The sequence below is a fragment of the Acetitomaculum ruminis DSM 5522 genome (assembly GCF_900112085.1).
Lineage (GTDB): Bacteria > Bacillota > Clostridia > Lachnospirales > Lachnospiraceae > Acetitomaculum > Acetitomaculum ruminis.
Genome location: NZ_FOJY01000004.1, coordinates 1 through 24,310, shown reverse-complemented (window position 1 = coordinate 24,310; position 24,310 = coordinate 1). Strand labels below are relative to the sequence as shown.

Here is a 24,310-nt window from a genome sequence, read left to right as displayed (position 1 = left end):
GTAGGCTATTAAATATAGTTTTCTTTTCTATTTAACCGTCACTTTAACCTTACTGGTTATTCCATTATGGGAATAGATGTAAATATAACAAGTTCCTTTATCCTTTGCAATTATTTTGCCTTTTTTGTCAACGCTTGCAATTTTTTTATTGGATGATAAGTATCGAATCGAAGCAACATATGTATCTGGCATAAGTTTTTTGTTTTTCTTAACTTTGTTAATCTGTGCCTTGATTTTAAAGGTTTTTCCCTTCTTTAAAGAAAGCTTTGACTTTTTAAAAGTTATGGATTTTGCATTTGTATAATTTTGATAACTATCGCCTGTAAAAACAAATATCCTTGGACTGCTTTGTAAATACTTCTTTTTTCCTTTTTTGGTAATGTATGCTTTAACATAAATCATGTAAGGAGTATGTTTTTTTAGACTTTTAGCCTTCCATGAAAAGTTCTTGTTTCCCCTAATGGCTTTTACTTTTTTGTATGTTTTATTTTTCTTTTTGTTTTGATATTTTTCAAGATAGATTTCGTATCCTGATGCATTTTTAATTTTGTTCCATTTTATTATAAGACCTGTTTCTCCAGATGTTTTTGCATTGGCAAAAAGAATGTTTGTAGTAGTAGAAGGGGAGAGCTTTTTAATGATTTCCGTTCTTTTGGCATTGCAAAGGCTACAGGTGTAGGTCTTAATACCGGTGCTTTTTTCGGTAGCCTTTTTTGTAATTATTCCCTTGTCCCATTGGTGCCCGGTAGCCTTTAAAACAAAGTCATCCTTTTGAATTTCGCATGTTGCCTCTTCATCTTTGTAATATTTACCACAATAAGAGCATACATAATATTCATTATTTCCATCTTCAGTACAGCTGGCTGCTTTTGCATGTATTTTTTCTAACTTGTGAGTAAGGGCTTTTAAAACCGGGTAGCTATCTGTTAAAGCCCAGTTATCCTCAAAATTTTCCCAGCTTTTATAAACTTTGCAGTTCTTCCCAGTCATTTCTTTGGTAGTTAAAGAGGTGACTTTTTTAGTATTACCTGAATTGTAAATTATAGCGGATGAAGGGCTTAAGATAGTACTGTCGTAATAAAGATTTTGTGCTGTACCTGTATTTAAATTTATCAGGCCGCCGGCAGAATTTCCTGAGACTGCTCCGCAGTTATATGAATTTATTAAAAGACCATGATTAGCTGCAACAAGACCTCCGGAATCATTACCGGATATAGTACCTGTGTTATAGGAATTAGATATGTCACCATTGTTAAATGCTGCTATGCCGGCATTATAATTTACGGTAGCATAAATATTTCCGCGGTTATAAGAGAATTTTATGCTACCGGTGTTATCTGCGGAAATCCCACCGACATATTTTTCTCCGGTTATATCCTTTGTGTTATAACAATAAGTTATTGTACCTTTATCGTTACAACCTGTTATTCCTCCGATGTTTTCGTCAGTTCCGGAAACATTTTGTGTGTTTAAACAATAGGATATAATTCCTTTTATATTAAAACCTGCTATTCCTCCTGTATTATTATATCCATCTACAACTCCGGTATTATAGCATTTTGTCAACTCTCCATAGTTAATGCCACTGATTCCACCTATTTTAGTGTTTATTGCGTTTATATCGAATTCAATAGGTCCATTATTATAGCAGTTTACTATACTGCCATAATTAGAACCGGATACTCCTCCGCATTCATCAATTCCACTGACTAGTGAGAAATTATATGAATCACTTATTATACCCTGATTTTCACCTGTAAGTCCTCCTGAATTAATGCTTTTTGAAATGACGGTTCCTTTGTTAGAACAGGAAATTATTTTACCCAGGTTTTTCCCTGTAATTCCACCCGAAGCATAACCGCGAGTAGATACCCCTGTGATATTACGAAACGAATAGTCGCTGGTATTCTTTCCTGAATTATTACAATTATATATTATTCCCTCGTTCCAGCCTGCTAGATTGCCTACATATGTACAACCATGAATATCACTATTTTTTAACGACACATTTTTTAATATACCTTCAGTAGCTATATAACCAAAAAGACCTATATAATAATAGTCTTTATTATACGAGCTTTGTAACCCTTTGATTACTTTATTGTTTCCATCAAAAATTCCTTTATATTTATTTTGAGCTTTTTTATAGTCACCAATGGGTATCCAGTTATCGATTTTCGCATCGATATCATTGGTTAAAATGCCGCAAGCAGCGTTATTTTGTGGAATTGTGTCATGGTCACCGTTTACAATCTTTGCGAATTCCTGCAAGTCATAGTAATCTGAAATCTTATAGGGATTTTCTTTTGTTCCGTCTCCCTTGTCCATGGCATAAACCAACTGACAGCTCACCTCAAAGAATAATGAAAATATTATAATAAAAGATAGTAGCAGTGCCAAAGTTTTATTTTTCATAATAAACCAGCCTTCCCTTTGTAATTGATAATGTTTAAGAATATCTATTTAACCGTCACTTTAACCTTACTGGTTATTCCGTTGTGGGAATAGATGTAAATATAACAAGTCCCTTTACCCTTTGCAGTTATTTTACCTTTTTTGTCGACACTGGCGATTTTTTTATTGGAGGAAAAATATCGGATTGAAGCAACATATGTATCCGGCATAAGCTTCTTATTTTTCTTTATCTTGTTAATCTGAGCCTTGATTTTAAAGGTTTTTTTCTTCTTTAGAGAAAGTTTTGTCTGCTTTAAGGTTATGGATTTTGCATTTGTATAATTTTTAAATGTATCTCCTGTAAAGACAAATATCCTTGGACTGCTTTGTAAATACTTCTTTTTTCCTTTTTTGGTAACGTAGGCTTTTACATAAATCATGTAAGGAGTCTGTTTTTTTAGACTTTTAGTCTTCCAGGAAAAGGTATTGTTTCCCTTTATGGTTTTAACCTTTTTGTAGGCTTTATTTTTCTTTTTGTTTTGATACTTTTCTAGATAGATTTCATATCCTGATGCATTTTTAACTTTGTTCCATTTTATTAAAAGACCCGTTTTTTTATAGGTTTTTACATTGGCAAAAAGAATGTTTGTAGAAGTAGGGGAGAGCTTTTTAATGATTTCCGTTTTTTTGGCATTGCAAAGGCTACAGGTATAGGTCTTAATACCGGTGCTTTTTTCGGTTGCCTTTTTTGTAATTATTCCTTTGTCCCATTGGTGCCCGGTAGCCTTTAAAACAAAGTCATCCTTTTGAATTTCGCATGTTGCCTCTTCGTCTTTGTAATATTTACCACAATAAGAGCATACATAATATTCATAATTTCCATCTTCAGTACAGCTGGCTGCTTTGGGATTTATTTTTTCTAACTTGTGGGTAAGGGCTTTTAAAACAGGATAGCTATCTGTTAAAACCCAGTTATCTTCAAAATTTGTCCAGCTTTCATATACTTTGCAGTCCTTCCCGGTCATTTCTTTGGTAGTTAATGCTAATATATTATCAAAATTCCCATTATTATTAATCGTGCCGGAAAAAATGCCTCCTATAGTTTTATCGTAATAGAGATTTTGCATGGTTCCATTATTTGTTTCTACCAGTTCTCCATCCATATGTTGGCCCGCTTTACCACAGCTATAGGAGTTTGCAAGGAGGTTGTAATTATATCCTACAAGACATCCGGCATGTATACCGGCTATGGTACCTGAGTTATAACAGTTTGTTATAGTGCCTTCATTACTACCTGCTAAACCACCATTAATACTCCTATAAGTATCATCAGAAGGTACTAAGACATTGACATCCCCAGTGTTGTATGAATTGTTAAGGCTAGATAAGTTCCACCCTACAAGACCACCGGTATAATATGTTCCGTTTACATTTTTTGTGTTATAACAGTGTGTTATAATGTTTTCATTCCAACCTGTGATTCCACCGGTATAGTAATTTCCGGAAATGTTCTGGCTGTTGTGACAATAGGATATAAAACCATATATATTATGTCCTACCACACCACCGATAGAATATTTTCCATCTACGGTTCCCACATTGTAAGAATTCATAAGATTTCCAAAGAAGCTATTTCCACAAATGCCACCAATATAATCCTCCCCTTTAACAGAACCTGTATTAAAACAGCTATTTATATTCCCATCGTTATCACCTGCCACACCACCTATGCTATCACTACCTTCTATTACTCCATAGTTGTGACAATTAGTTATTGTACCGGAATTATCTCCTACAATTCCACCGTGACTAGAACCTTGAGTATTAACATCTCCATAATTATCACAATTACTTACCAGACCTTTATTATATCCGGCTATTCCACCAGAATGATGGTTTGAACCGGTGATATTTCCATAATTTTTACAATTTGTTATAATTCCTTTGTTTTCCCCTGCCAGACTTCCTACATAATAGTTACCACTTGTATCACATTCTTTAAGTGATACATTTTTTACTATACCCTCATTATCAATATGTCCGAAAAAACCGATGTAGTCGTTGTAATTAGAGATTTTAAGTTTACTTATAACTTTATTATTTCCATCAAATATTCCACTATAATTCCAAATGGGTATCCAGTCATCATTCATCCCTTCGATGTCGTTGGTTAAAATGCCACAGGCAGCTGTATTTTGAGGAATTGTTTCGTGACCTCCGTTTACAATTTCAGCGAACTCTTTCAGTTCGGAATAGTTGGAAATTTTATAGGGATTTTCCCTCGTGCCGTCCCCTTTGTCCATGGCATATACTATCTGATAGCTTAAATCAAAGAATAAAGAAAATATCATGATAAAAGATAGTAGCAGTGACATAGTTTTATTTTTCATAATAAGTCCGCCTTCCTATTGTACAAAAAAAGTATGCATATAATGAAATTATCGGTTTATATTTATAAAAATAACATAAAAATTTGATAAAACTATAAGATTATATGAAAAAACAAAAATTACTTAAAAATGTTAGAAAACAATAATCCCCCCGGGGGACTTAAATTTATCCTAGGCATTTGGTAGATTATTTATCTGAAGGAGGAAATGGAAAGTTGAAACTAAAAAAAATATTTAACAGGGAGAACCCTAATTTGTTAGGGATAGTAATTATTTTAATTATTCTGGCAATTATAACTATGATTGTCGCAACAGGCTTGGGACCTGTAAGTGTGTCACCCCTTGACACAGCTAAGATTCTATTATCTAAATTCCCAGGCTGTAATGGTATATTTGAACAAACCTGGACAAAGGTTGAAAGCAACATTGTACTGGGACTTCGTATTCCAAGAGTCTGTCTTGGTATGGTAGTGGGTGCATCTTTGGCAGTTTGTGGTGTTACCATGCAGGCTCTGGTAAGAAACAATTTGGCTGATCCATTTATACTTGGTGTATCAAATGGTGCGGCAGCTTTTGCAACTCTTGGCATTTTATTTGGTACTTTCAGCTTTCTGGGAAGCTATAGTCTTCCGATAAGTGCTTTTATAGGTTCTGCTATAACAATTGTATTTGTCTATATGATTTCAAGAGTAAGAGGAAGGATAAATATTACACAATTGTTATTATCCGGTGTTGCAATTTCCATGATAATGGGAGGAGTAACCCAGATTATTAAACTTAGTGCACCAAATGCACTGGGGTTACACAATGCGGAATTTTGGATGTCAGGAAGCCTTGCCGGTGCAAAATGGGCATATTTAAAGTTGCCTTTGATAGTTTTAGTTATCTGCATGATATTCTTGCAGATACACTATAGAGGCTTAAATATCCTGTTGCTGGGAGAAGAAACAGCAGGTGCTCTGGGAATAAACGTAAAAAGATTGCAAAAAGAATTGGTACTAATTGCATCACTTATGGCAGGAGTTACCATTTCTGTCAGCGGAACAATCGGATTTGTCGGTCTTATGGTGCCACATTTTACAAGACTTCTTGTGGGTGGTGACCACAGAAAGGTTCTTCCGATTTCAGCCCTGTTAGGTGGTATCCTTGTAGTATGGGTTGATGTGGCTGCAAGAATGATTATTGCACCGGAGGAATTGCCTGTGGGTATTTTAACGGCAGTAATTGGTGGTCCGATATTTATTTACATGTTGAAAAAACAAACTAAAGAAAAGTAGGAGATAAGTCATGAGATTAAAAGTAGAAAATTTACATTACTCCTACGGTGAGTCAGATGCCTTAAAGGGAGTAAGCTTTTTTGTTAATGAAGGAGAATTTGTGGGACTTATTGGTCCAAATGGAAGTGGTAAGTCAACAGCCTTAAAAAACATTTACCGTGGTTTAAGACCGGATAAGGGTTCAATAGAAATTGATGGCGAAAACCTTTTGACGATGTCTTATAAAAATTCTGCTTTAAAAATGGCAGTTGTAGGACAAGAGAATGATGTTCCTTTTGACTTTATGGTGGAAGAAATCGTTGCAATGGGAAGGACACCCCATAAAAAACTCTTTGATTTGGATGATGAACATGATAAAGAAATTGTTCACCATGCCTTAGAGCATCTTGGCATGGAAAGTATGGCAAAAAAGAATTATTTACACCTGTCCGGTGGAGAAAAACAAAGAGTTATTATTGCCCGTGCCATTGCACAGGAAAGTGATTTTTATATCCTTGATGAGCCGACCAATCATCTTGATATAAGTTATCAGTTACAAATATTTGATTTTATAAAAAGATTAAATGTTACGGTTTTATCTGCAATACATGATTTGAATATGGCAGCTTTGTATTGCGACAGGTTGTATGTATTAAAAAAAGGTGAGATTGTTTTATCAGGAAGTCCTGAAGAAGTATTGACAGAGGAAAACATTTATAATGTGTATGGAGTCAATAGTTCAGTAACTAAGAATGCACTTACAGGTAAAGTTTCCATATCATTTTTACCTGCTGGCGTAAATAAATAAAAAAAGGAGAAAAAGATGAAAAAAAGAATTATAAGTGTTTTGTTAATGGTAAGCTTGGCTGTTTCTTCGCTTTGTGGATGTACCTCCAACAAAACAACAGAATCTTCTAAAAAAGAAGAAACCAAAAAAGAGGATGAAGGTTATTATCCTGTAACTGTAGACAATTATGAAAGACAAATTACTATTGATGAAAGGCCGACAGCAGTCGCTACCTTAGGTCCAAACTGCACAGAATTATTTGTTGCATTAGGCTTAGGAGATTTAGTAATAGGACGTACACTTGTAAATCACAGTCGTGGTCCTTTAGATGAGTATAAGGATGCTGTAGAGGCCATTCCTGAACTTAATCATGAATCAGTAACCAGAGAAGCACTTTTGTCTTCTGGTGCCGATTTTGTATATACCATTGATTGGGAAATAGGGGATGAAGGATGTAATATAGAAGAATGTGAAGAAGCCGGCATGAATGTATATGTAAATCAGGCTACCACTTTCGAAGAAATGTATAAAGAGATAGAAGATATAGGAACAATTTTCAACTGTAAGGACAAGGCAGAAGAATTTATTAAAGATCAGAAAACTCGTATCCAGGATGTGGAAGATAAGATTAAAGAATCAGGATCAAAACCTGTAAAAGTATTGGTTTATGACTCAGGAAATGATGGAGTATTCACCTGTTCAGGTACAAACTTTGAATCACTTCTTGTAGAAAAAGCAGGTGGAAAGAACATTTTTGATGATATTGATGAGAAACAGTGGGTAACTGTATCTTATGAGGAGGTTCTTGACAGAAATCCTGATGTAATTCTTATTCACGATTATGATTCACCATCAGTTGAAGAAAAAATCAAGGAAATTGAAGAAAATCCTACTCTTTCTCAATTAGATTGTGTTAAAAACAAAAGATATGCAATTATTACATTAGAGAGTGTACTTGCAGGTGACCGCCTTGCCTATGCAGTAGAATCAATGGCAGGAGATTTTTATCCTGACTTGTTTGGAACTAAATAATTATAATTTGTAAATTAAATCCCTTCTTTGATGCATAAATGCAGGGCTTTACTAAATAAGCCTGCAAAGAAGGGATTTTTCTTTTGAGGAAATCAGAAATGAAAATATATTTTGAATTATTAAAATATATAACAAACGTAAAAAAGGAAATAAGTCTTAAGGTGGTATTAGGTCTTGGATTATCATTGACTTATCTTTTACAGGCGGCTTTTATGTCCATGATTGTAAATGCAGTCTGGATGAAAAAGGACAGTGAATATATTTTAAAATATATATTAATTGTAGTTGTTTTAATTGCAATAAGAGGTGCCATAAGCAAATGGATAGAAGGATATAACAAGGTATTATCAGCAAAAATAAAGGCAAAAATAAGACGTTTTGTTATTGAAAAGGCATATGATTTAGGGCCTGGTTATATGAATGCAAAAAGAAGCGGTGATATGATTTCAATGCTTCAAGATGGAATTGAGAATCTTGAGCCATTTTTTGTAAATTATATACCACAGTTGTTTGTTGTTTTATTAACAGGAGTATTTATTTTCCTATATCTTGTCCGCCTGGATTCTTTTAGCAGCATTTTACTAATAATCGCAATGCTTTTTTGCGTTTTTTTACCAATGCTTACCATGCCCCTTATAGACAGACATGTAACAGATTATTGGAAGGAATATTCAAGAATAACTTCGGAATATATAGATACTATCCAGGGAATAACCACTCTTAAAATATTAAATGCAGAGAAAGAAAGAGGAGTATTTTTAAATAACCGTGCCAATGCATTTTGCAGGCAATCCATTAAAAATACCAATATTTCCCTGTTTAATTCGGATTTAATGCTTATTTTAACCGGTATTACCTCCAGCGTGGCCGTAATATCTGATGGACTTAGGGTAAGTAACGGTCAGGTTCTTGAAACAACTCTTACAGCCTTTATGTTTCTGGCAGTAGAATGTGCCAGACCTATGGTTGCCCTGAATCAATATTGGCATGGCAGTTTTCTTGGAATGTCTGTAGCCAGGGATTTATTTAATATTTTAAAATCAAAACCATCTATAACTAATATTGAAAGTCCTAAAAAAACAGGACTGGAGACAGGTTCTTTGGATATAATTATAGAAAAGATGTATTTTGAATATGAAAAGGAAAATGAAGTATTAAAGGACATTTCCATTTCCATAAAAGGTGGCTCAACAGTTGCTATAGTTGGAAAATCCGGTTCAGGAAAGAGTACTCTTTTAAATCTTTTAATGAGATTTTATGATGTTAAATCCGGTGTTATTAATTTAAATGGTGTAAATATTAAAGACTATGATATTGATTATTTGAGAAAGAACATATCCGTTGTTTTTCAGGACAGCTTTTTGTTTTACGACACCATAAGAGAAAATGTCAGGATAGCAAAGCCGGATGCCAGTGAAGAAGATGTTATTAATGCCTGTAAATCGGCAAATATTCATGATTTTATTATGTCACTTCCAAAAGGATATGATACCTGGGTAGGAGAGAGGGGAATGACCCTTTCCGGAGGACAAAGACAAAGAATATCAATTGCCAGGGCAATTTTAAAAAATAGTCCTGTTTTACTTTTGGATGAGGCTACTTCCAGCGTGGATGTCCATAGCGAAGAAGAGATTCAACTAGCGCTTAATGAAGTTATGAAAAATAGGACAACTATTATTGTAGCCCACAGATTATCTACCGTAAAAAATGCAGACCGGATTTATGCTCTTGACAAGGGACGATTGGCAGAGGAAGGAACCCATGAAGAATTGTTAAAAAAAGACGGGGTTTATGCATCCTTAATAAAAGCACAGGAGGTTTTGTCTTAATGAATATAAAAGAAAATGTTTTAAATTTATCAAAGACCATTAAACCTTACGGAAAGAGAATGAGTCTTGCCATTATTTCTTCTTTACTAAAGCAGGCGTCTATAATTGGATGTACGGCAATTACCGCATATATGGTAGGACTTGCAATGGAACATAAGCTGATTGGAGTTTTTAATATTCTTTTGATAGAACTTTTTTTATGCATTATTGCAAGAGCTCTCTTTTTCCATCTGGAAATGTATTTTGCCCATGATGTGGCATTTAGAACCATAAGGGATTTTCGTTTATCAATTTATAAAAAATTAAATGAACTGGCACCTGCTTATACTGCAAGAAAGCAAACGGGACAGATTGCCCAGAATTTTGTGGGGGATGTGGAAATTTTAGAATTGTTTTTAGCTCACACTTTTAGCAGTTTCATAGTGGCAGCCATTGTAGCAGCAGTTTTGTTTTTTGTTCTTATAACTATTTCATCTGCTTTGGCATTTGTACTTTTAATCTTTACTGTTTTACTTGCAATGGTGCCTTATTTAATGAAAAAAAGAGCGGGAAAGCAAGGAAAAGAAGTAAGAAAATATCTGGCAGACAACAATAGCCTTTTGATGGAAACAGTTCAGGGACTTCGTGAAATTATCATGCTTAACAGCAAAGATTTATATAGAAACCGTATAAATAAAAGTATGGAGGATTTATATGACTCCCAGAAAAAATACGGAGAAAGAAAAGGTTTGGAAAGTATGATGAATCATGTTCTCACCGGCTTTTTTACAGTAATAGTAATGCTGGTGGCAGCTTTTCTTGTTTCTAAGGGGGCACTGGAGATTGAACTTTATCCTGTGGCTGTAATGCTTTCTACGGTTATTTTAAATCCTGCCATGGAAGTGGCTGTAGTTGCCCAGGAAATGGGAATTGTCTTTTCTGCCAGCAATAGAATTCAAAATCTTTACGGGGAAAAACCTGTGGTAAATGATTTTGGAAATAAAGAAATAATAGGGGATAATTTAAGTATATCTTTTGAAAATGTGAATTTTTCCTATGAGTTTGATAAGCCGGTTTTAAAAAATATTAGTTTTGATATTAAACCGGGAGAAAATGTGGCTATAATCGGAGAAAGTGGTGTAGGAAAAACCACTTGTGCAAATTTATTGTTAAGATATTATGACTGTGAAAGTGGCGCCGTAAAGATAAATGGAGTAAATATTAAAAAGGTTAAAATGGAATCTTTAAGGGAGAAAATATCTGCTGTACAGCAGGAAAATTACCTTTTCCATGAAAGCATAGCGGATAATATCTCTTTGGGAGTAAAAAATGCCAGTAAGGATGATATTATTAAAGCTGCCAAAATGGCAAATGCCCATGATTTTATAATGGATTTACCTAAAGGTTATGACACAATAGCAGGAGAGAGAGGTTACAAGCTTTCCGGTGGTCAACGCCAAAGAATTGCAATTGCCAGAACAATTTTAAAAAATACTCCTATTGTAATCTTTGATGAGGCATTGTCTTCTCTGGATACGGAAAATGAACAATACATACAGGATATGTTACAGCAATATATGGCTGGTAAAAGCATAATGACAATTGCTCATAGAATATCCACTATTAAGGCAGCAGACAAGGTGGTCATGCTTAGAAATGGTGAAATATGTGCCATAGGAAATCATGAAGAATTGCTTTTAAATAATAAACATTACAGACAGTTAATAGCTATGAAGGATTTTTAATATATTTTTCAAAAAATAAAACCTATCGAAGTGTTTTGCACCGATAGGTTTTATTTCCATTTATATAATGATAAATGAGAAGAGTTAAACTAATTATCTGAAGCGCTAAAATTTACCACTGTCCCCTTCAAGGGAAATAATCTGCTCATTATCATAATTGCTTGTAAAGTTGTCATCATCATTGTAATTATAGTCGTCATTTCCCAAATCATCTGAATCAAGGGAAATGTCTATATTCTTATCTTCAAAACCAAAGGCCGGGGTAGGAGCTGTAGAAGGAGTGTAATTAGCCTGATTTTCTTTGAGTTTGTATCTGAAAATAAGAGATTTAAGATTTCTTGTCTGTTCAGAAAGCTCAATGCTTGCTGAGGAACATTCCTGGCTGGTAGCAGAGTTGGTCTGGACAACCTGGGATACCTGAGCAATCGCCTGATTAATCTGGGCTACAGCTGTGGCCTGTTCATTGGTTGCATCTGTGATTTCATGAATCAAATCGGCAAATTCTTCAATATTTGTAACAATCTTGTCAAGTCCTTCGGCAGTATCATGGGCGATTTTAGCACCTGCTTCCACTTTTTCAATGGAATCTTGAATAAGTTCTGCTGTTTCATTAGCAGCATCACCGCTTTTTTCTGCAAGACTTTTAACTTCTTCTGCAACCACTGCAAAGCCTTTTCCGTGAACTCCGGCTCTGGCTGCCTCTACAGTAGCATTTAAGGCTAAAATATTGGTCTGGAAGGCAATATCATCAATTACCTTTATAACCTTTGAGATGGAGTGGGATGCTTCATTGATTGCATTCATGGACTCTATCATGTTTTTCATCTGTTCATTACCGTCTTCAGCCTCGGTTTTTACCTCGTTGGCAAGTTTTTCTGCCTGAGAGGTTCTTCCGGCTGTATCATTGGTTTTTTTGGCAATATCATCCATGGAACTTGTGATTTGTTCAATGGCACCTGCCTGTTCCGTAGAACCTTGAGCTAAAGCCTGGCTTGCAGCCGCAACCTGCTCACTTCCGGAGTTAAGCTGTCCGGTGGCTTCTCTTATATCAAGCATGGCGTTATTGGTGGAATCTACCATATTTTTTAAAGCAATACCTAAAACATCATTATCGGAATTTGGCTTTACATCAACTGTCAAATCTCCCTTAGCCATCTGGTCTGCAACTAAGACCTGCGATTTTGTGCTTTCTACAGTTTCTTTAAATGCGTTAAACAAAGGCTTAAATTCATTATTAGAATCAAAGTCCAAATCCAGTTCCAAATCGCCTTCAGCCATTTGTTTGGCGGCTTTTGTAAGCTTATCAATAGGCCCCTTAATTGTCTTTATAAGGCTGATAGTAAGGGGAATGGCAAGAACTATAGATAATACAATTACTACCCTTATAGCCATTATTACAAAATTCATAATAGCTTCATCTTTTCCATTTTCAGAATCAGCAATAAAAAACAAAGTTCCAAGAATCATCAATACAGCAAGCATAAACACCATTGTAAAAATAATACGGTGTGATATTTTTATATTTTTCATAACAAAAATTCCTCCTCCTTTTTAATTTTCCTCATAATCCGCCATTTCTTCCAGCGTTTCCATATCTTCATCCCGAATTAGTTTTTCAGGACTAAGAAGCAGTTTAACGCTGTCCCCGGACTTTCCAAGACCATAAACATATTTGTTACGTCTTTGTAATTCGGAAACCTGTGGTGGAGGTACAATATCTTCGCTTTTTAGTGTTACAACTCCTGCTATTTTTTCAACAATAAGACCTACAACTGTAGATTTTATATTTGTAATTATGATACAGGTTCTATCGGTATATTCGATAGGATCTTGTTTAAATCTGATTCTTACATCTATTACAGGAATAATTTTACCTCGTAAGTTAATCAGACCTTTAATATAATCTTCGGTTTCTGGAATCTCGGTGATTCTTTGCATTTCAACAATTTCGCTTACGTATTGAAGCTCAATTGCAAATTCCTCATTGCCTGATTTAAAAGTCATAAATTTATCTTTTTGAGTATCTTCACTTTCGTCTTCATTAACATCCATTATTTCTTCAGCCATTTTTCATCCATCTCCTTTCTATGATAAAAATCCGCCCATATCCAGGATTAATGCGATACGACCATCTCCAAGCTGGGTACAGCCGGAAAGACCTTTTACCTTTTTGATATAGGATGGTATAGGTTTGACAACGATTTCCTGTTCACCTACCAGTCTGTCTACAAAGATGCAAGCACTTTTATCATCATATTCCGCCAATATAACAATTCCGTCATCAACCCTTTGAAGACCGTTTTGCAGCTGATACCTGTCGTTTAATCTGATTACCGGGTAACAATTTCCTCTTATCATTATAAATTCAGAACCGTCCGGATCAGTAATAATGCTATCCTCCGTAAGCCTTAAAAATTCTTTAATGGCAGAGGTTTCTATTACAAAAGTCTGATCACCGGATTCTAAAACAATGCCTTCTATTATAGAAAGCGTAAGTGGTATTTTTAAGGTCATGGAAGAACCATGTCCGTTTTCGCTGGTAATATCAAGAGAACCGCCTACAGACTGGATATTTTTAACAACAACATCCATACCAACCCCTCGACCGGAAAGCTCGCTGACTTTTTCCTTGGTGGAAAATCCCGGAAGAGTGATAAACTGGAAAATTTCCTTGTCGGTAAATTCATCCTTTGGTCTGTTTCCAATCAGCCCTTTTTCTCTTGCTTTGTTATATATTTTATCTGTATCAAGTCCCTTACCGTCATCGGAAACAATGATATAAACCTTGCCACCTTCATTTTTGGCCTCTAAAGTAATGGTACCCTTTGGATCCTTTCCGGCTGCCTGCCTTTCCTCCTTGGTTTCTATACCATGGTCTACAGAGTTTCTGATAAGGTGCATAAGAGGGTCGGAGATATGTTCAATAATATTTTTATCAACCTCAGTATCCTGACCAATCATAATAAGTTCTATATCTTTTCCAAGTTTTCTTGAAGTCTCAAAAACAATACGGTTCATTTTCTGGAAGGTATTGTTTAGAGGCATCATTCTAAGGGACATAATAATATCCTGAAGCTCTGAAGTGAATTTTGTAAGCTGAGCAGCAGCTTTGTGGAAATTTGTAAGATTCAGTCCCGGAACCTTCAAATCCTGATTTTGTAAAACCACTGATTCAGAAATTACAATTTCACTGATAAGATCCATAAGCTGGTCCATTTTCGAAACATTTACACTGATAAAGGATTGCTTCTTTGCTTCTTTTTTCTTTCCTGCCAGTTTTACACCCTTTCCCGGATCCTTTTCTTTAATGACAAAATCACCTGGTTGAGGATTATTAACCTTGGAATTTTCTTTTACTTCATCCTTGATTTTCTCAGCTTCTTCAAAAGAAACAGTATTTATGGCATCAGAGGCCTCATTATCTGCCGTATTACCAAATCCAATCAGGAATTCATCCTCTGTAATGTCATCTATTTCAACACTTTCAATATTTGAAAAATCCAAAAGACTGTTTAATTCTTCACTACTGGATTGTGTCTGTAAAAATATAACAAAACCATTAGCTAAAATCTCCAAAGAGCTTTCCTCATTTGTGAGAATATCGCTAGGAGAATAGAGGATATTTTGTGCAATTGCCTTAAGTACATGTACTGCATTATAAGCGCGAACATTACACATTTGTGTATCACTTAAGAAATTTATCTGTATTCTGTAATATTTACTGTTTTCACTGTTGGCCGGAGCAATATAAAAATGCTGGGGTTCCTCAAATTTGTTTTCCTCAGGAAGAACAGCACCAGAATCACTGATACCATCTTTTAATTTGTGAAGGAAATTGTCAATTTTTTCCAATATCTCAGTAGGGTCCCCGTCTGCATCATCACCTTCTCTGATTTTGTCAAATTCTTCGCTTATAAAATCACTAACCATAAAAATATGGTCAACCAAAACCAGATGTGGCACATTTTCGGGGTGAGATTCCCTTAAGTAATAGAAAACATCTTCTAACTTATGTGCAACCTTTGTAATGTTGTCAAACATCATAATTGCAGACGAACCCTTGATAGTATGCATTATTCTGAAAAATTCATTAATGGTAACTTCATCAAATTCATTTTCATCCTTTTTTTCAAGAGTTACATCCTGAAGATTTTCCAGAAGCTGACCGTTTTCAAATAGGTACATGTCTAACATTCCATCTGTATCTGACACTTCAATTCCCCCCTTTCCTTATATTGCATAATTATTTTGAAAAACCATATTTTTTTAATACTTCTTCAACTTTTTTGATATCAATAGGCTTACCTATGTACACCGTGCAGCCTAATTCAAAAGCCTTATCTACCTGAGCTTTGTTATTTAAAGCTGTATTGACAATAATTTTTGTGATTTTATCATCCGGTATGTTTCTTTCGGTTTCTATGCTTCTAATTGCCTGAAGTGCCTGAAAACCATCCATAACAGGCATCATAACATCAAGCCATACAAGATCATAAGGTTCATCATCCTCAACTGCCATAATAAAAGCATCTACAGCTTCTTCTCCATTAACGGTGATATCACATTCTCCATAGTTTGAAAGAAGTTTTTTAAGATATTTTCTTGTTGCAAAGTCGTCTTCCGCAATAAGAATTTTCATTTCACAATTCCTCCTTATTTGCATTATAATCTGACATTATAATTCTCTACCTTTATACATAATTAATTGTTTTCTAATATTACATTTGTTCTATTACAGAGTAGGTTTTTCTGGCAATCTGTGCCAGATCCACCTGATATTGAACGGCGCCTATATCATAGGCAGCCTTTGGCATACCATAAACTACACAACTTGCCTCGTCTTGTCCAATGGTAGGACAGCCGGCTTTTCGCATTTCCAATAGCCCCTTGGCACCGTCAGCCCCCATTCCTGTAAGAATTATACCTAAAGCTTTGTTTTTAGCCTGTTTTGCCACAGATTCAAATAATACATCGACAGAAGGACGATGTCCGTTTACCTTTGGACCTGATTTGCACTCAACCTGGTATATTCCATTAATTTTAATAAGTCTCATCTGAAGATTTCCGGGAGCAATAAGCACTTTACCCGGTTCAACCCTGTCGCCGGTTTTAGCTTCTGCAACAGCTACAGAGCACTGTTTGTTAAGCCTTTGGGCAAACATTTCTGTAAAACCAGGAGGCATGTGCTGTACAATAACAACACCGGGGATATTTATATCAAACTTCTTTACAACATCGTAAATTGCTTCGGTTCCTCCTGTGGAAGCTCCGATAGCTACAATAATATCCTCTCGTCCTTTGGATCTTATAAAATTTCTTCTGTTTAAATTTTTAAAATTAGAAAGATTAGCCGTGCTGGCAATCTTTATTTTTGTAGTCAACTCATTTTCCAGAAAACTTTGCATTTCCTCATAGGTTATGCCACTGGGTTTAGGAACGAAATCAACTGCTCCTGCGTTTAAAGCATCAAATACCTTATCTGTCATTGCACTGAATACAACAGTGGCAATAGGGTATTGCGGCATCAATTTTCGTAAAAACTCCAACCCATTCATCCTTGGAAGCTCAATATCTAACGTCATTACATCCGGTTTGTATTTAATGATATTATCTCTGGCTTCATAAGGATCCGTAGCAGTAGCAACCACCTCAATCATGGGATCCTTATTAAGGCTTTTTACAAGGAAATTCTGAAACATTAGAGAGTCTTCTAATACTAGAACTCTGATTTTTTTCAAATCAGTCATCCCCTTTCCTGAAAATTGATGGTCTAACATATTTAAATCGGGTATGAGTCTTTTGAATAGATTCAGTGCTTCCTATAATTAAAAAGCCTCCCGGCTCCATTGCATCATATATCTTTTCAACCAAAGCATTTTTGGTGTTTTCATCAAAATAAATCATTACATTTCTTAAAAATACCGTGTGCATTTTATGTTTAAAAGGCAGATTATGCATAAGATTAAACTGCCTGAATAATACATGCTCCTTAAGCTGATCAGTAACCTGGTATTCATCGCCACCACAGGCTTTAAAATGCTGCCTTTTCCATACATCAGGCACAGATTCCAAAGCACTTGAAGGGTACCTTCCTGCTATGGCTTTACTTAAGACCTTGCTTGAAACATCAGTAGCTAAAATCATAGTATCCCAGGTAGCATAATCAAGGCCTAAAAAATCCTTAATTATCATAGCAAGAGTATAAGGTTCTTCTCCGGAAGAACAGGCTGCACACCAGATTCTCATATCCCTGCTTTGTTTTTCCTTTTCCTTTATCCAGGGAAGGATAGTGGATTTAAAATAATTCATATGGTCAAATTCCCTCATAAAAAAGGTATGATTTGTAGTAAGGATATTAATCAGGTTTTGAGCTTCTTTTTTTGTGGGATCGGCATTAACATAATCAAAATATTCGGTATAACTGTTATATCCTCGATTTGAAATGTAATTATTTAGTCGTCCCTCAACGATAACTCTTTTTGCAGATAGGTCTATTCCGTATTGGTCGTGAGAATATCTCACCAGTCTTTGAAATTCTCTATCAGTCAAAATAAATCCTCCTTTAATCGGTTGTAAGCTGCTTAACAATCTGGCAGAAAACTTTCATTATGTAAGGATCATATTTAAAACCGCTTCCTTCCTGTAATATCTTTATTGCCTCCTCTTTAGAAACAGCCTTTCTATAGGTTCTGTCGTGGATAAGAGTATCGTAGGAGTCAATGATTTTCATAATCCTGGCGCTTAAAGGAATATTTTCTTCTTTTAATCCATCAGGATAGCCGCTTCCATTCCATCTTTCATGGTGATATTTAATAACTTCAAGAGAGGTTTTTATATAAGGATTTTCCTCCTGTCCAGGATAAATTTCTGATATAAGATCAAACCCTTGTGTTGTATGAGAACGACATATTTCAGTCTCAGTTTCAGTAAGGGGACCGGGCTTTGAAAGTATGGAACTAGGTACCGAAATCTTTCCTATATCATGAATATTTGCAGCTACCTCTAATGCATCAATGAATATATCAGAAAGCTGGTTTTCATATTTGTCTGTAAAATTTAATCCCTGAGCCAAAAGCCTTACATTGTGAGCACAATTTTTCAGATGAGAAGGATGCTCACCGAAACTGTGTTTTTCAGCAACTGCAGCTAAAGTCTGTAAAAGTCTTTTTTGCTCATTTTCTATAGCTCTTGCCTGTTGTTTAACCACTTTGGCAAGTCTTTGGTTTTTTTCTTCAAGCTGATGCTGTAAGGTAAAAATCTTAAGGTGAATATTAACCCTTAAAGCTACCTCTGAAAAATCAAAAGGTTTTCCGATAAAATCCACCGCACCTAGATTAAATGCTCTTCTTTTATCATAAGATGCATCCATTGCAGAAACGATAATAACCGGAATATCTCTGGTTTCCGGATTATTGTTAAGGATTTCCATAAACTGAAAACCATCCACATCAGGCATGATTAAGTCTAAAAGTATAAGATTGGGTATTTTCTTTTCGATTTCTTTAATAGCTTCATCTACACTCATGGCAAGAACAGACTTAAAACCCAGAGCATCAAGCATTTGCTCTAACAAAGCAAGCTCCATATCCACATCGTCTACCACAAGAATAGTAGGTTTATTATCATCATTAAACATATCTAAAACATTGTTATTTATATCCATGGTATTACCCCAATCCCTCAATATGTATTTCTTTGTTTTGTAGCTGTTTATATTAAATTTACTGTTATAAATTTAGTTTTTGCTTTACAAGGTCGTAATATTTATTGAAATTATCCATATCTTCCTTTCTTACAGCCATTTGTAATCTGAACATACTTTTTTTTAGGTCACTGTTTTCACTGGACTCCAAAAGAGATTTTAGGCTGTCAGAAAAAAATTCACCCTTTTCCCATAATCCCATATCTATGGCAATAACCAGTTTTTCCATAATATTTCTTAGACTTTCCAGATTTTTTTTACTTCCAAATTCGTATAAATCATCCTCGTCATCAACAGTTGGAATATTGATGGTTTTGGTAGTGTATTCATTTTTGGAAACAATCTCAGGACTTTTAACCTGAATATTAACTATAAATGTACTTCCTCGACCTTTTGAACTTGAAACCGAAATATCCCCATGCATCATGGTAGCAAGCTCTTTTGAAATAAAAAGTCCTAAACCTGTACCGCCGTATTTCCTGGTGGTAGAGGCATCTGTTTGAGAAAAACTTTTAAAGAGCTTTTCTTGTCCTTCTTTGTCAATACCGATTCCCGTATCAATAACAAAAAAAGTAAGCTCCATGGTATCTTCGTAGTGCATGGTCTTATGAACCTCTATACGCACACTTCCTATTTGCGTAAATTTAATTGCATTAGAAATCAGATTATTTAGAATCTGAAGGATTCTAAGTTCGTCACCAATGACTATTTCAGGAACATTGTCATCAATAAGGGCAGAGAGGTTAAGCCCTTTGGAATTTGCTATTATCATGTTAATGTCTAATACATCATCAATGACCTTTCTGATAGGAAATTCTCTTTCTTCCAGAACAATTTTGCCGGCACTTAATTTTGAAAAATCTAAAATATCATTAATAATACTTTCCATATTGTTACAGCATTTCATAATGATATCTAAAGTAGGTAAACTGTCCGGACTTGTAGTGGAATCATTTATCAGATTATTTACATGACCTTTTATACCGTTTAAAGGAGTGCGCAGTTCGTGGGTAGTATTTGCAACGAACTGATCTTTAATCTTATTAGCTTCTTCAGCCTCTGTCTCCATTTTCTTTATTATCTTTTCAGATTCCTCCTTGGCAAATTCGTTGGTAAAAGTAGCGAAATAAATGAATTTGCTTGGAGATATCTTTAAATTTAAGATTTTAACTATGGCTGGAAAACAGGTCTGATTAACCCTGTAAACGATAGTATTTATCTCTTTTTCGTTGTTTCTTTCTACAAATTCTTCGAGATTTTCATCTTTTGATAGAAACATTCTGAAAATACTATACAAATCCGGATACTCATCTGAAACACCAAGCTCATTTTTACCATATTGATTCAGATAAATAATCTCGGCTTTATCATTGAATAAAAGCATGGAACACATGCAACATTCAAGTACTCTCGTTTGTAGGCTGGTTGTTTCTGTGATAGGCTTCATAGCTTCGATACCCCTTTACAAGTAATTGTATATAAATAAGCAGTGCTGTGATAAATGAGTCTTGCTTATCTAAAATTAAACAGCTATATTCTAAATTTTTATCGACAATATTAAAAAAATCAATAATATATTTAAAAATATTATCCGAATACGCAAAAAAAAGGTGTTGAATAATAAATGTTAGTAAATAAATATGTTGAGGTTTTATAATCAAAAGAATGTAAGAAAAAAAAGGAAAAATTCGACAGAATTTTTATAAAAAAATATAACTTAATATGAAAAATTAGCCGAATTAGTTATATGTACAAAAATGTATAAAGTGAAACCACGTCTTTATAAAATAAGGAAGTAATATTTATTTATGGAGGGATTTTTATGTTAAAAAACTTTAGGTTGAGTACGAAGATTATATTCATCGTGGTATGTATTGTTGCAGTCAGCTCACTAGTGAGTTTCTTTGTCACCAGAAATAAATTGACTAATACACTGACAATATCTACAGAAAAGGAATTTGCTGCTACAGCAGATTATGAAGCAAGGCTGATAGAAGCCTATATGGCAGACCAGACCACTTTTTTGGATTCCTATTGGAAATCATCAGATATTCAAAAATTAAACAAAAATCAAAGTGATAAAGAACTTTTAAAAAATGCTGAGGAATTTACATTAAATTATGCCAAAGGCAGAAAAGATTTGGATGCTTTATTATTTGAAGCAATAGACTCCCTGGTACTAACTCATACTACAGAAGAAGTAGTGGGAATACTTGGAGCAACAAGTGAAGAAACATTAAAGAGTATGACAGAAAGCTCCTATGCAAATAATACAGCGGGGCAGGAACAGCAAAGTTATGCTTATACTACTACAGTTTCACCGGTTACCGGTGAGGTAGCTATTATTGTGGGTACAGGTGTATATAATGGTAAGGAAAGAAGTGGTTTTCCTGTATTGTCCTTAAATTTTGAAGGGGTAAAGGAAATTCTTTCAAAATTAAACAGTGATAGTGTTGAGACCGTTAGAATCATTTCAGCCAGAGAAAATAAGGTTATGTATGATAAAGACGGAGCAGTTGAAAGTACGACTGATAATGATATCGAGCCTATAACAAAGGCTATTGAAGAGATTAATTCCGGAAATACACAGGCACAGTCAGGAAATATAGAGTATGTTGATTCTGTTACAAACCAGAAAATGGTAGGTGCTTATACCTACATTCCTTCATTAGAGTGGATGATTCTTGTATCAGCAAGAAGTTCTCTCATTTCCTCCACTGTTCAGGCAGAGACGAATTCCATTGGAATTATTTCTTTAATTGCATTGGCAATTATGTTAATAGTTATATGGCCGTCAGTAGTAGTACTTACATCTCCATTAAATGTAGTAGAAAAAGCTTTGGTTAAAATATCAAACCTTGATTTTAATGTAGGAGATGACCTTTTGAAATTTAAGGGCAGAAAAGATGAAATCGGAAAGATTGCATCTTCGGCTCAAAAGGTTGTTGATACTCTTAAAAATACAGTTAGAGTCCTTAAAAACTGTAGTTTAAGTGTTAATGATTCTTCTGTCAGACTTAACGAAAATTCAAAAATACTTGTTCAATATACCATGGACAATTCAGCTACTACCGAGGAATTATCAGCAGGTATTGAACAGACGAATTCAAATATTTCAAGTGTAAATGATGAGATAGAAAAGATTGTTGATATTGTAAGAGAGATAGAAGATAAAGTTAATAACGGCGAACAGGTATCAAAGAATCTTATAACCAAATCAAAAGAGATGTTAAATGATGTTCAAAATACCATAGAAAACAGTAAAGAATCTATGGAAACCACAAAGACAAATATGGAAACTGCTCTTAACGGTCTTGAAGAGGTTAAAAAGATTAATGATCTTGCAGATTCCATTATGGATATTACATCTCAGACAAATCTTCTTTCCTTAAATGCTGCCATTGAGGCTGCACGAGCAGGTGAAGCAGGAAAAGGATTTGCTGTAGTTGCCAGTGAAATCGGAAAACTTGCAGAACAGTCACAACAGACCGCTATGAATATTCAAAAAATTGTAGACGGCAGTAATCAGGCAGTTGAAAATGTTAGAGAAAATGTTGACAGCGTTCTTGCATACATCTTAAATGATGTTAATACAGAATTTGAAAACTTTGCTGTAAATTCAAAACAATATGGTGACAGTGTAATGGATATTATGCAGGCTGTTGCAGAAATTGGAAGCTCCATGGATGAATTAAGTCAGTCTGTAAGAGAAATTTCTAATGGAATTACAGCGGTATCCCATGCATCTGAACAAAATGCAGATGGAGTATCTGATATTGTATCCAAGAATGAAGATACAAGCCAGATTTCCGAAGAAATTGATAAACTTGCATCAGAAGGCAAAAACAATTCCGAAGAAATCGAAAAAATAATCAGATTGTTTAATAATGTTGGGGATGAAGAAGAAGAGGTTTCTGAAGAAGTTACAAATGAACCACAAGAAGAAGAATAAAGTCCGTTTATATTTAGCATTAAAGCCTCTCAGGGTCCCCCTGGGGGGCTTGTTTTAACAATATGTCTTTTGTATACTGATTCTAATCAACGTAAACCCATGAGGTTTCATCGTATTAGCACTGATATTAGCGGTTTTGCTATCTTTCAATGCTTATTTTCGATTAATACCTTTGTAGTTTGGTATATGATAAATAGATTATTTACCGATTTTATTATTAGACGGATGTTTTCATAATCAAATTTTTCTGCTAAAATAAGAGATATTGTGTTAAATATTTGTTGAATTGTTTAAAAATACTGAATTAATGGGTATTTGGAGGAAAATATGACAGAAGATAATAATAAAAGCACGATAGATGGAGAAGGAAAGACTCATGTACATAAGTTTTCAGATGGAACTACAATTGTACATTCCCATTATTCGGAAGGTACCCATATTCACCATCATGGCAAAGACAATACTAAGGCCATAATGAACAGGCTTTCAAGGGCTATCGGTCACATGGAAGCCATAAAAAGAATGGTGGAGGATGAAAGAGATTGTGGTGAGATTCTTATCCAGCTTTCGGCCGTCAGGGCAGCAATAAATAATACTGGTAAAGTTATTCTAAAAGAATACATAGAAAACAGTATTGTAAATGCCATTGAGACTAATGACAGGCAAACCGTGGAAGAACTTTACAAATCTATAGACAAGTTTGTCAAATAAATGAAGAGTTTAGTCTTCATTTGTTGATTATTGCTATAGGTGATAGTATAATTATGTAAGTTTGAATTAAAAAAGAGGTGACAAATTATGTGCGATGAAGAAAATACAGTTGGTTGTAACCATGACATAGAAGAGAATTGTGCTTCTTGTTCAGATGGTGACGGAAAGGGAGGATGTACACATTCTCACCTCCATTCAAATACCGGTGGACTTGAGTTGACATTGGAACAGTATTTGCAACTTACTTATAAGCAAAATCAGATGATTGCTGCTAAGCTGGAAAAATATTCCGACGATCTTACAAAAGCCGGAAAAGCAGATGTTGCTGTTCATTTAAAAAACAGTATTATGGAGTTTGAAAAAGGTAATATGTGGTTAGGGGTTGCCTTATCCATGTTGAATTAAGATATATAGAAAGGAGAAGCTGTTTAAATATAAGGCTATGTCACAACAAACAGTTGATAAATAGCCATTTTTATAGGGGAGTATCAGAACTCCCCTACAAACTGTTATTTGCAGTTATCTATACTCAT

General features: G+C 34.7%; 18 protein-coding genes. 8 read left to right on the top strand and 10 right to left on the bottom strand.

Annotation, left to right across the window (positions count from 1 at the left end; translation table 11 throughout):
• Nucleotides 1-27 precede the first annotated feature (27 nt).
• Both BM153_RS03180 and BM153_RS03175 read right to left on the bottom strand, forming a co-directional pair.
• Nucleotides 28-2,415, bottom strand: a complete 2,388-nt coding sequence (locus BM153_RS03180) for an Ig-like domain-containing protein (protein WP_092870690.1) — start codon at nt 2,413-2,415, stop codon at nt 28-30.
• 44 nt (nt 2,416-2,459) lie between these two features.
• Nucleotides 2,460-4,784, bottom strand: coding sequence for a GLUG motif-containing protein (locus BM153_RS03175; RefSeq protein WP_092870688.1), 2,325 nt, complete (start codon nt 4,782-4,784; stop codon nt 2,460-2,462).
• 254 nt (nt 4,785-5,038) lie between these two features.
• On the opposite strand from BM153_RS03175, the gene BM153_RS03170 reads away from it, so the two are divergent.
• From BM153_RS03170 to BM153_RS03150, 5 genes are all read left to right on the top strand, one after another.
• A complete protein-coding gene (locus BM153_RS03170; protein ID WP_242949063.1) occupies nt 5,039-6,061 on the top strand; it encodes a FecCD family ABC transporter permease in 1,023 nt (340 codons plus the stop codon).
• Nucleotides 6,062-6,071: 10 nt separating this feature from the next.
• Complete coding sequence (locus tag BM153_RS03165) at nt 6,072-6,848, top strand: ABC transporter ATP-binding protein (RefSeq protein WP_092870686.1); 777 nt, start codon at nt 6,072-6,074, stop codon at nt 6,846-6,848.
• A gap of 15 nt (nt 6,849-6,863) precedes the next feature.
• Nucleotides 6,864-7,859, top strand: coding sequence for an ABC transporter substrate-binding protein (locus BM153_RS03160; RefSeq protein ID WP_092870684.1), 996 nt, complete (start codon nt 6,864-6,866; stop codon nt 7,857-7,859).
• Between the two features lie 98 nt (nt 7,860-7,957).
• Nucleotides 7,958-9,688: an ABC transporter ATP-binding protein gene (locus tag BM153_RS03155; protein WP_092870682.1), complete on the top strand. Its 1,731-nt coding sequence runs from the start codon at nt 7,958-7,960 to the stop codon at nt 9,686-9,688.
• Nucleotides 9,688-11,412 carry an ABC transporter ATP-binding protein gene (locus BM153_RS03150; RefSeq protein WP_092870680.1) on the top strand — a complete coding sequence of 575 codons (1,725 nt, stop codon included), beginning with the start codon at nt 9,688-9,690 and terminating at the stop codon, nt 11,410-11,412. The genes BM153_RS03155 and BM153_RS03150 overlap by 1 nt, the downstream gene beginning before the upstream one ends.
• Before the next feature lie 105 nt (nt 11,413-11,517).
• Here BM153_RS03150 and BM153_RS03145 read toward each other — a convergent pair whose 3' ends face one another.
• From BM153_RS03145 to BM153_RS03110, 8 genes are all read right to left on the bottom strand, one after another.
• Nucleotides 11,518-12,942, bottom strand: a complete 1,425-nt coding sequence (locus BM153_RS03145) for a methyl-accepting chemotaxis protein (protein WP_092870678.1) — start codon at nt 12,940-12,942, stop codon at nt 11,518-11,520.
• 21 nt (nt 12,943-12,963) lie between these two features.
• Nucleotides 12,964-13,479, bottom strand: coding sequence for a chemotaxis protein CheW (locus BM153_RS03140; protein ID WP_092870676.1), 516 nt, complete (start codon nt 13,477-13,479; stop codon nt 12,964-12,966).
• 18 nt (nt 13,480-13,497) lie between these two features.
• Nucleotides 13,498-15,624, bottom strand: a complete 2,127-nt coding sequence (locus tag BM153_RS03135; RefSeq protein ID WP_330392004.1) for a chemotaxis protein CheA — start codon at nt 15,622-15,624, stop codon at nt 13,498-13,500.
• A gap of 31 nt (nt 15,625-15,655) precedes the next feature.
• Entirely contained in the window at nt 15,656-16,051 is a 396-nt protein-coding gene (locus BM153_RS03130; RefSeq protein ID WP_092870674.1) for a response regulator, read from the bottom strand.
• A 79-nt stretch (nt 16,052-16,130) separates the two neighbouring features.
• Nucleotides 16,131-17,159, bottom strand: coding sequence for a protein-glutamate methylesterase/protein-glutamine glutaminase (locus tag BM153_RS03125; protein ID WP_092870672.1), 1,029 nt, complete (start codon nt 17,157-17,159; stop codon nt 16,131-16,133).
• On the bottom strand, nt 17,152-17,961 hold the full coding sequence (locus BM153_RS03120; protein WP_242949062.1) for a CheR family methyltransferase: 810 nt from the start codon (nt 17,959-17,961) through the stop codon (nt 17,152-17,154). Before BM153_RS03120 ends, BM153_RS03125 begins: the two co-directional genes overlap by 8 nt.
• 13 nt (nt 17,962-17,974) lie before the next feature.
• A complete protein-coding gene (locus BM153_RS03115; protein WP_092870670.1) occupies nt 17,975-19,075 on the bottom strand; it encodes an HD domain-containing phosphohydrolase in 1,101 nt (366 codons plus the stop codon).
• Nucleotides 19,076-19,139: 64 nt separating this feature from the next.
• The gene (locus BM153_RS03110; RefSeq protein ID WP_092870668.1) at nt 19,140-20,561 is read right to left on the bottom strand and encodes an ATP-binding protein; all 1,422 of its coding nucleotides are present in this window, start codon (nt 20,559-20,561) and stop codon (nt 19,140-19,142) included.
• A 375-nt stretch (nt 20,562-20,936) separates the two neighbouring features.
• Here BM153_RS03110 and BM153_RS03105 point away from each other — a divergent pair, with 375 nt between their 5' ends.
• The 3 genes from BM153_RS03105 (at nt 20,937) to BM153_RS03095 (ending at nt 24,182) form a co-directional block, all read left to right on the top strand.
• A complete protein-coding gene (locus tag BM153_RS03105; RefSeq protein WP_092870666.1) occupies nt 20,937-23,066 on the top strand; it encodes a methyl-accepting chemotaxis protein in 2,130 nt (709 codons plus the stop codon).
• A 327-nt stretch (nt 23,067-23,393) separates the two neighbouring features.
• Nucleotides 23,394-23,777, top strand: coding sequence for a metal-sensing transcriptional repressor (locus tag BM153_RS03100; protein ID WP_092870664.1), 384 nt, complete (start codon nt 23,394-23,396; stop codon nt 23,775-23,777).
• An 87-nt stretch (nt 23,778-23,864) separates the two neighbouring features.
• Nucleotides 23,865-24,182: a hypothetical protein gene (locus BM153_RS03095; RefSeq protein WP_092870662.1), complete on the top strand. Its 318-nt coding sequence runs from the start codon at nt 23,865-23,867 to the stop codon at nt 24,180-24,182.
• The last annotated feature ends 128 nt before the right edge of the window (nt 24,183-24,310 follow it).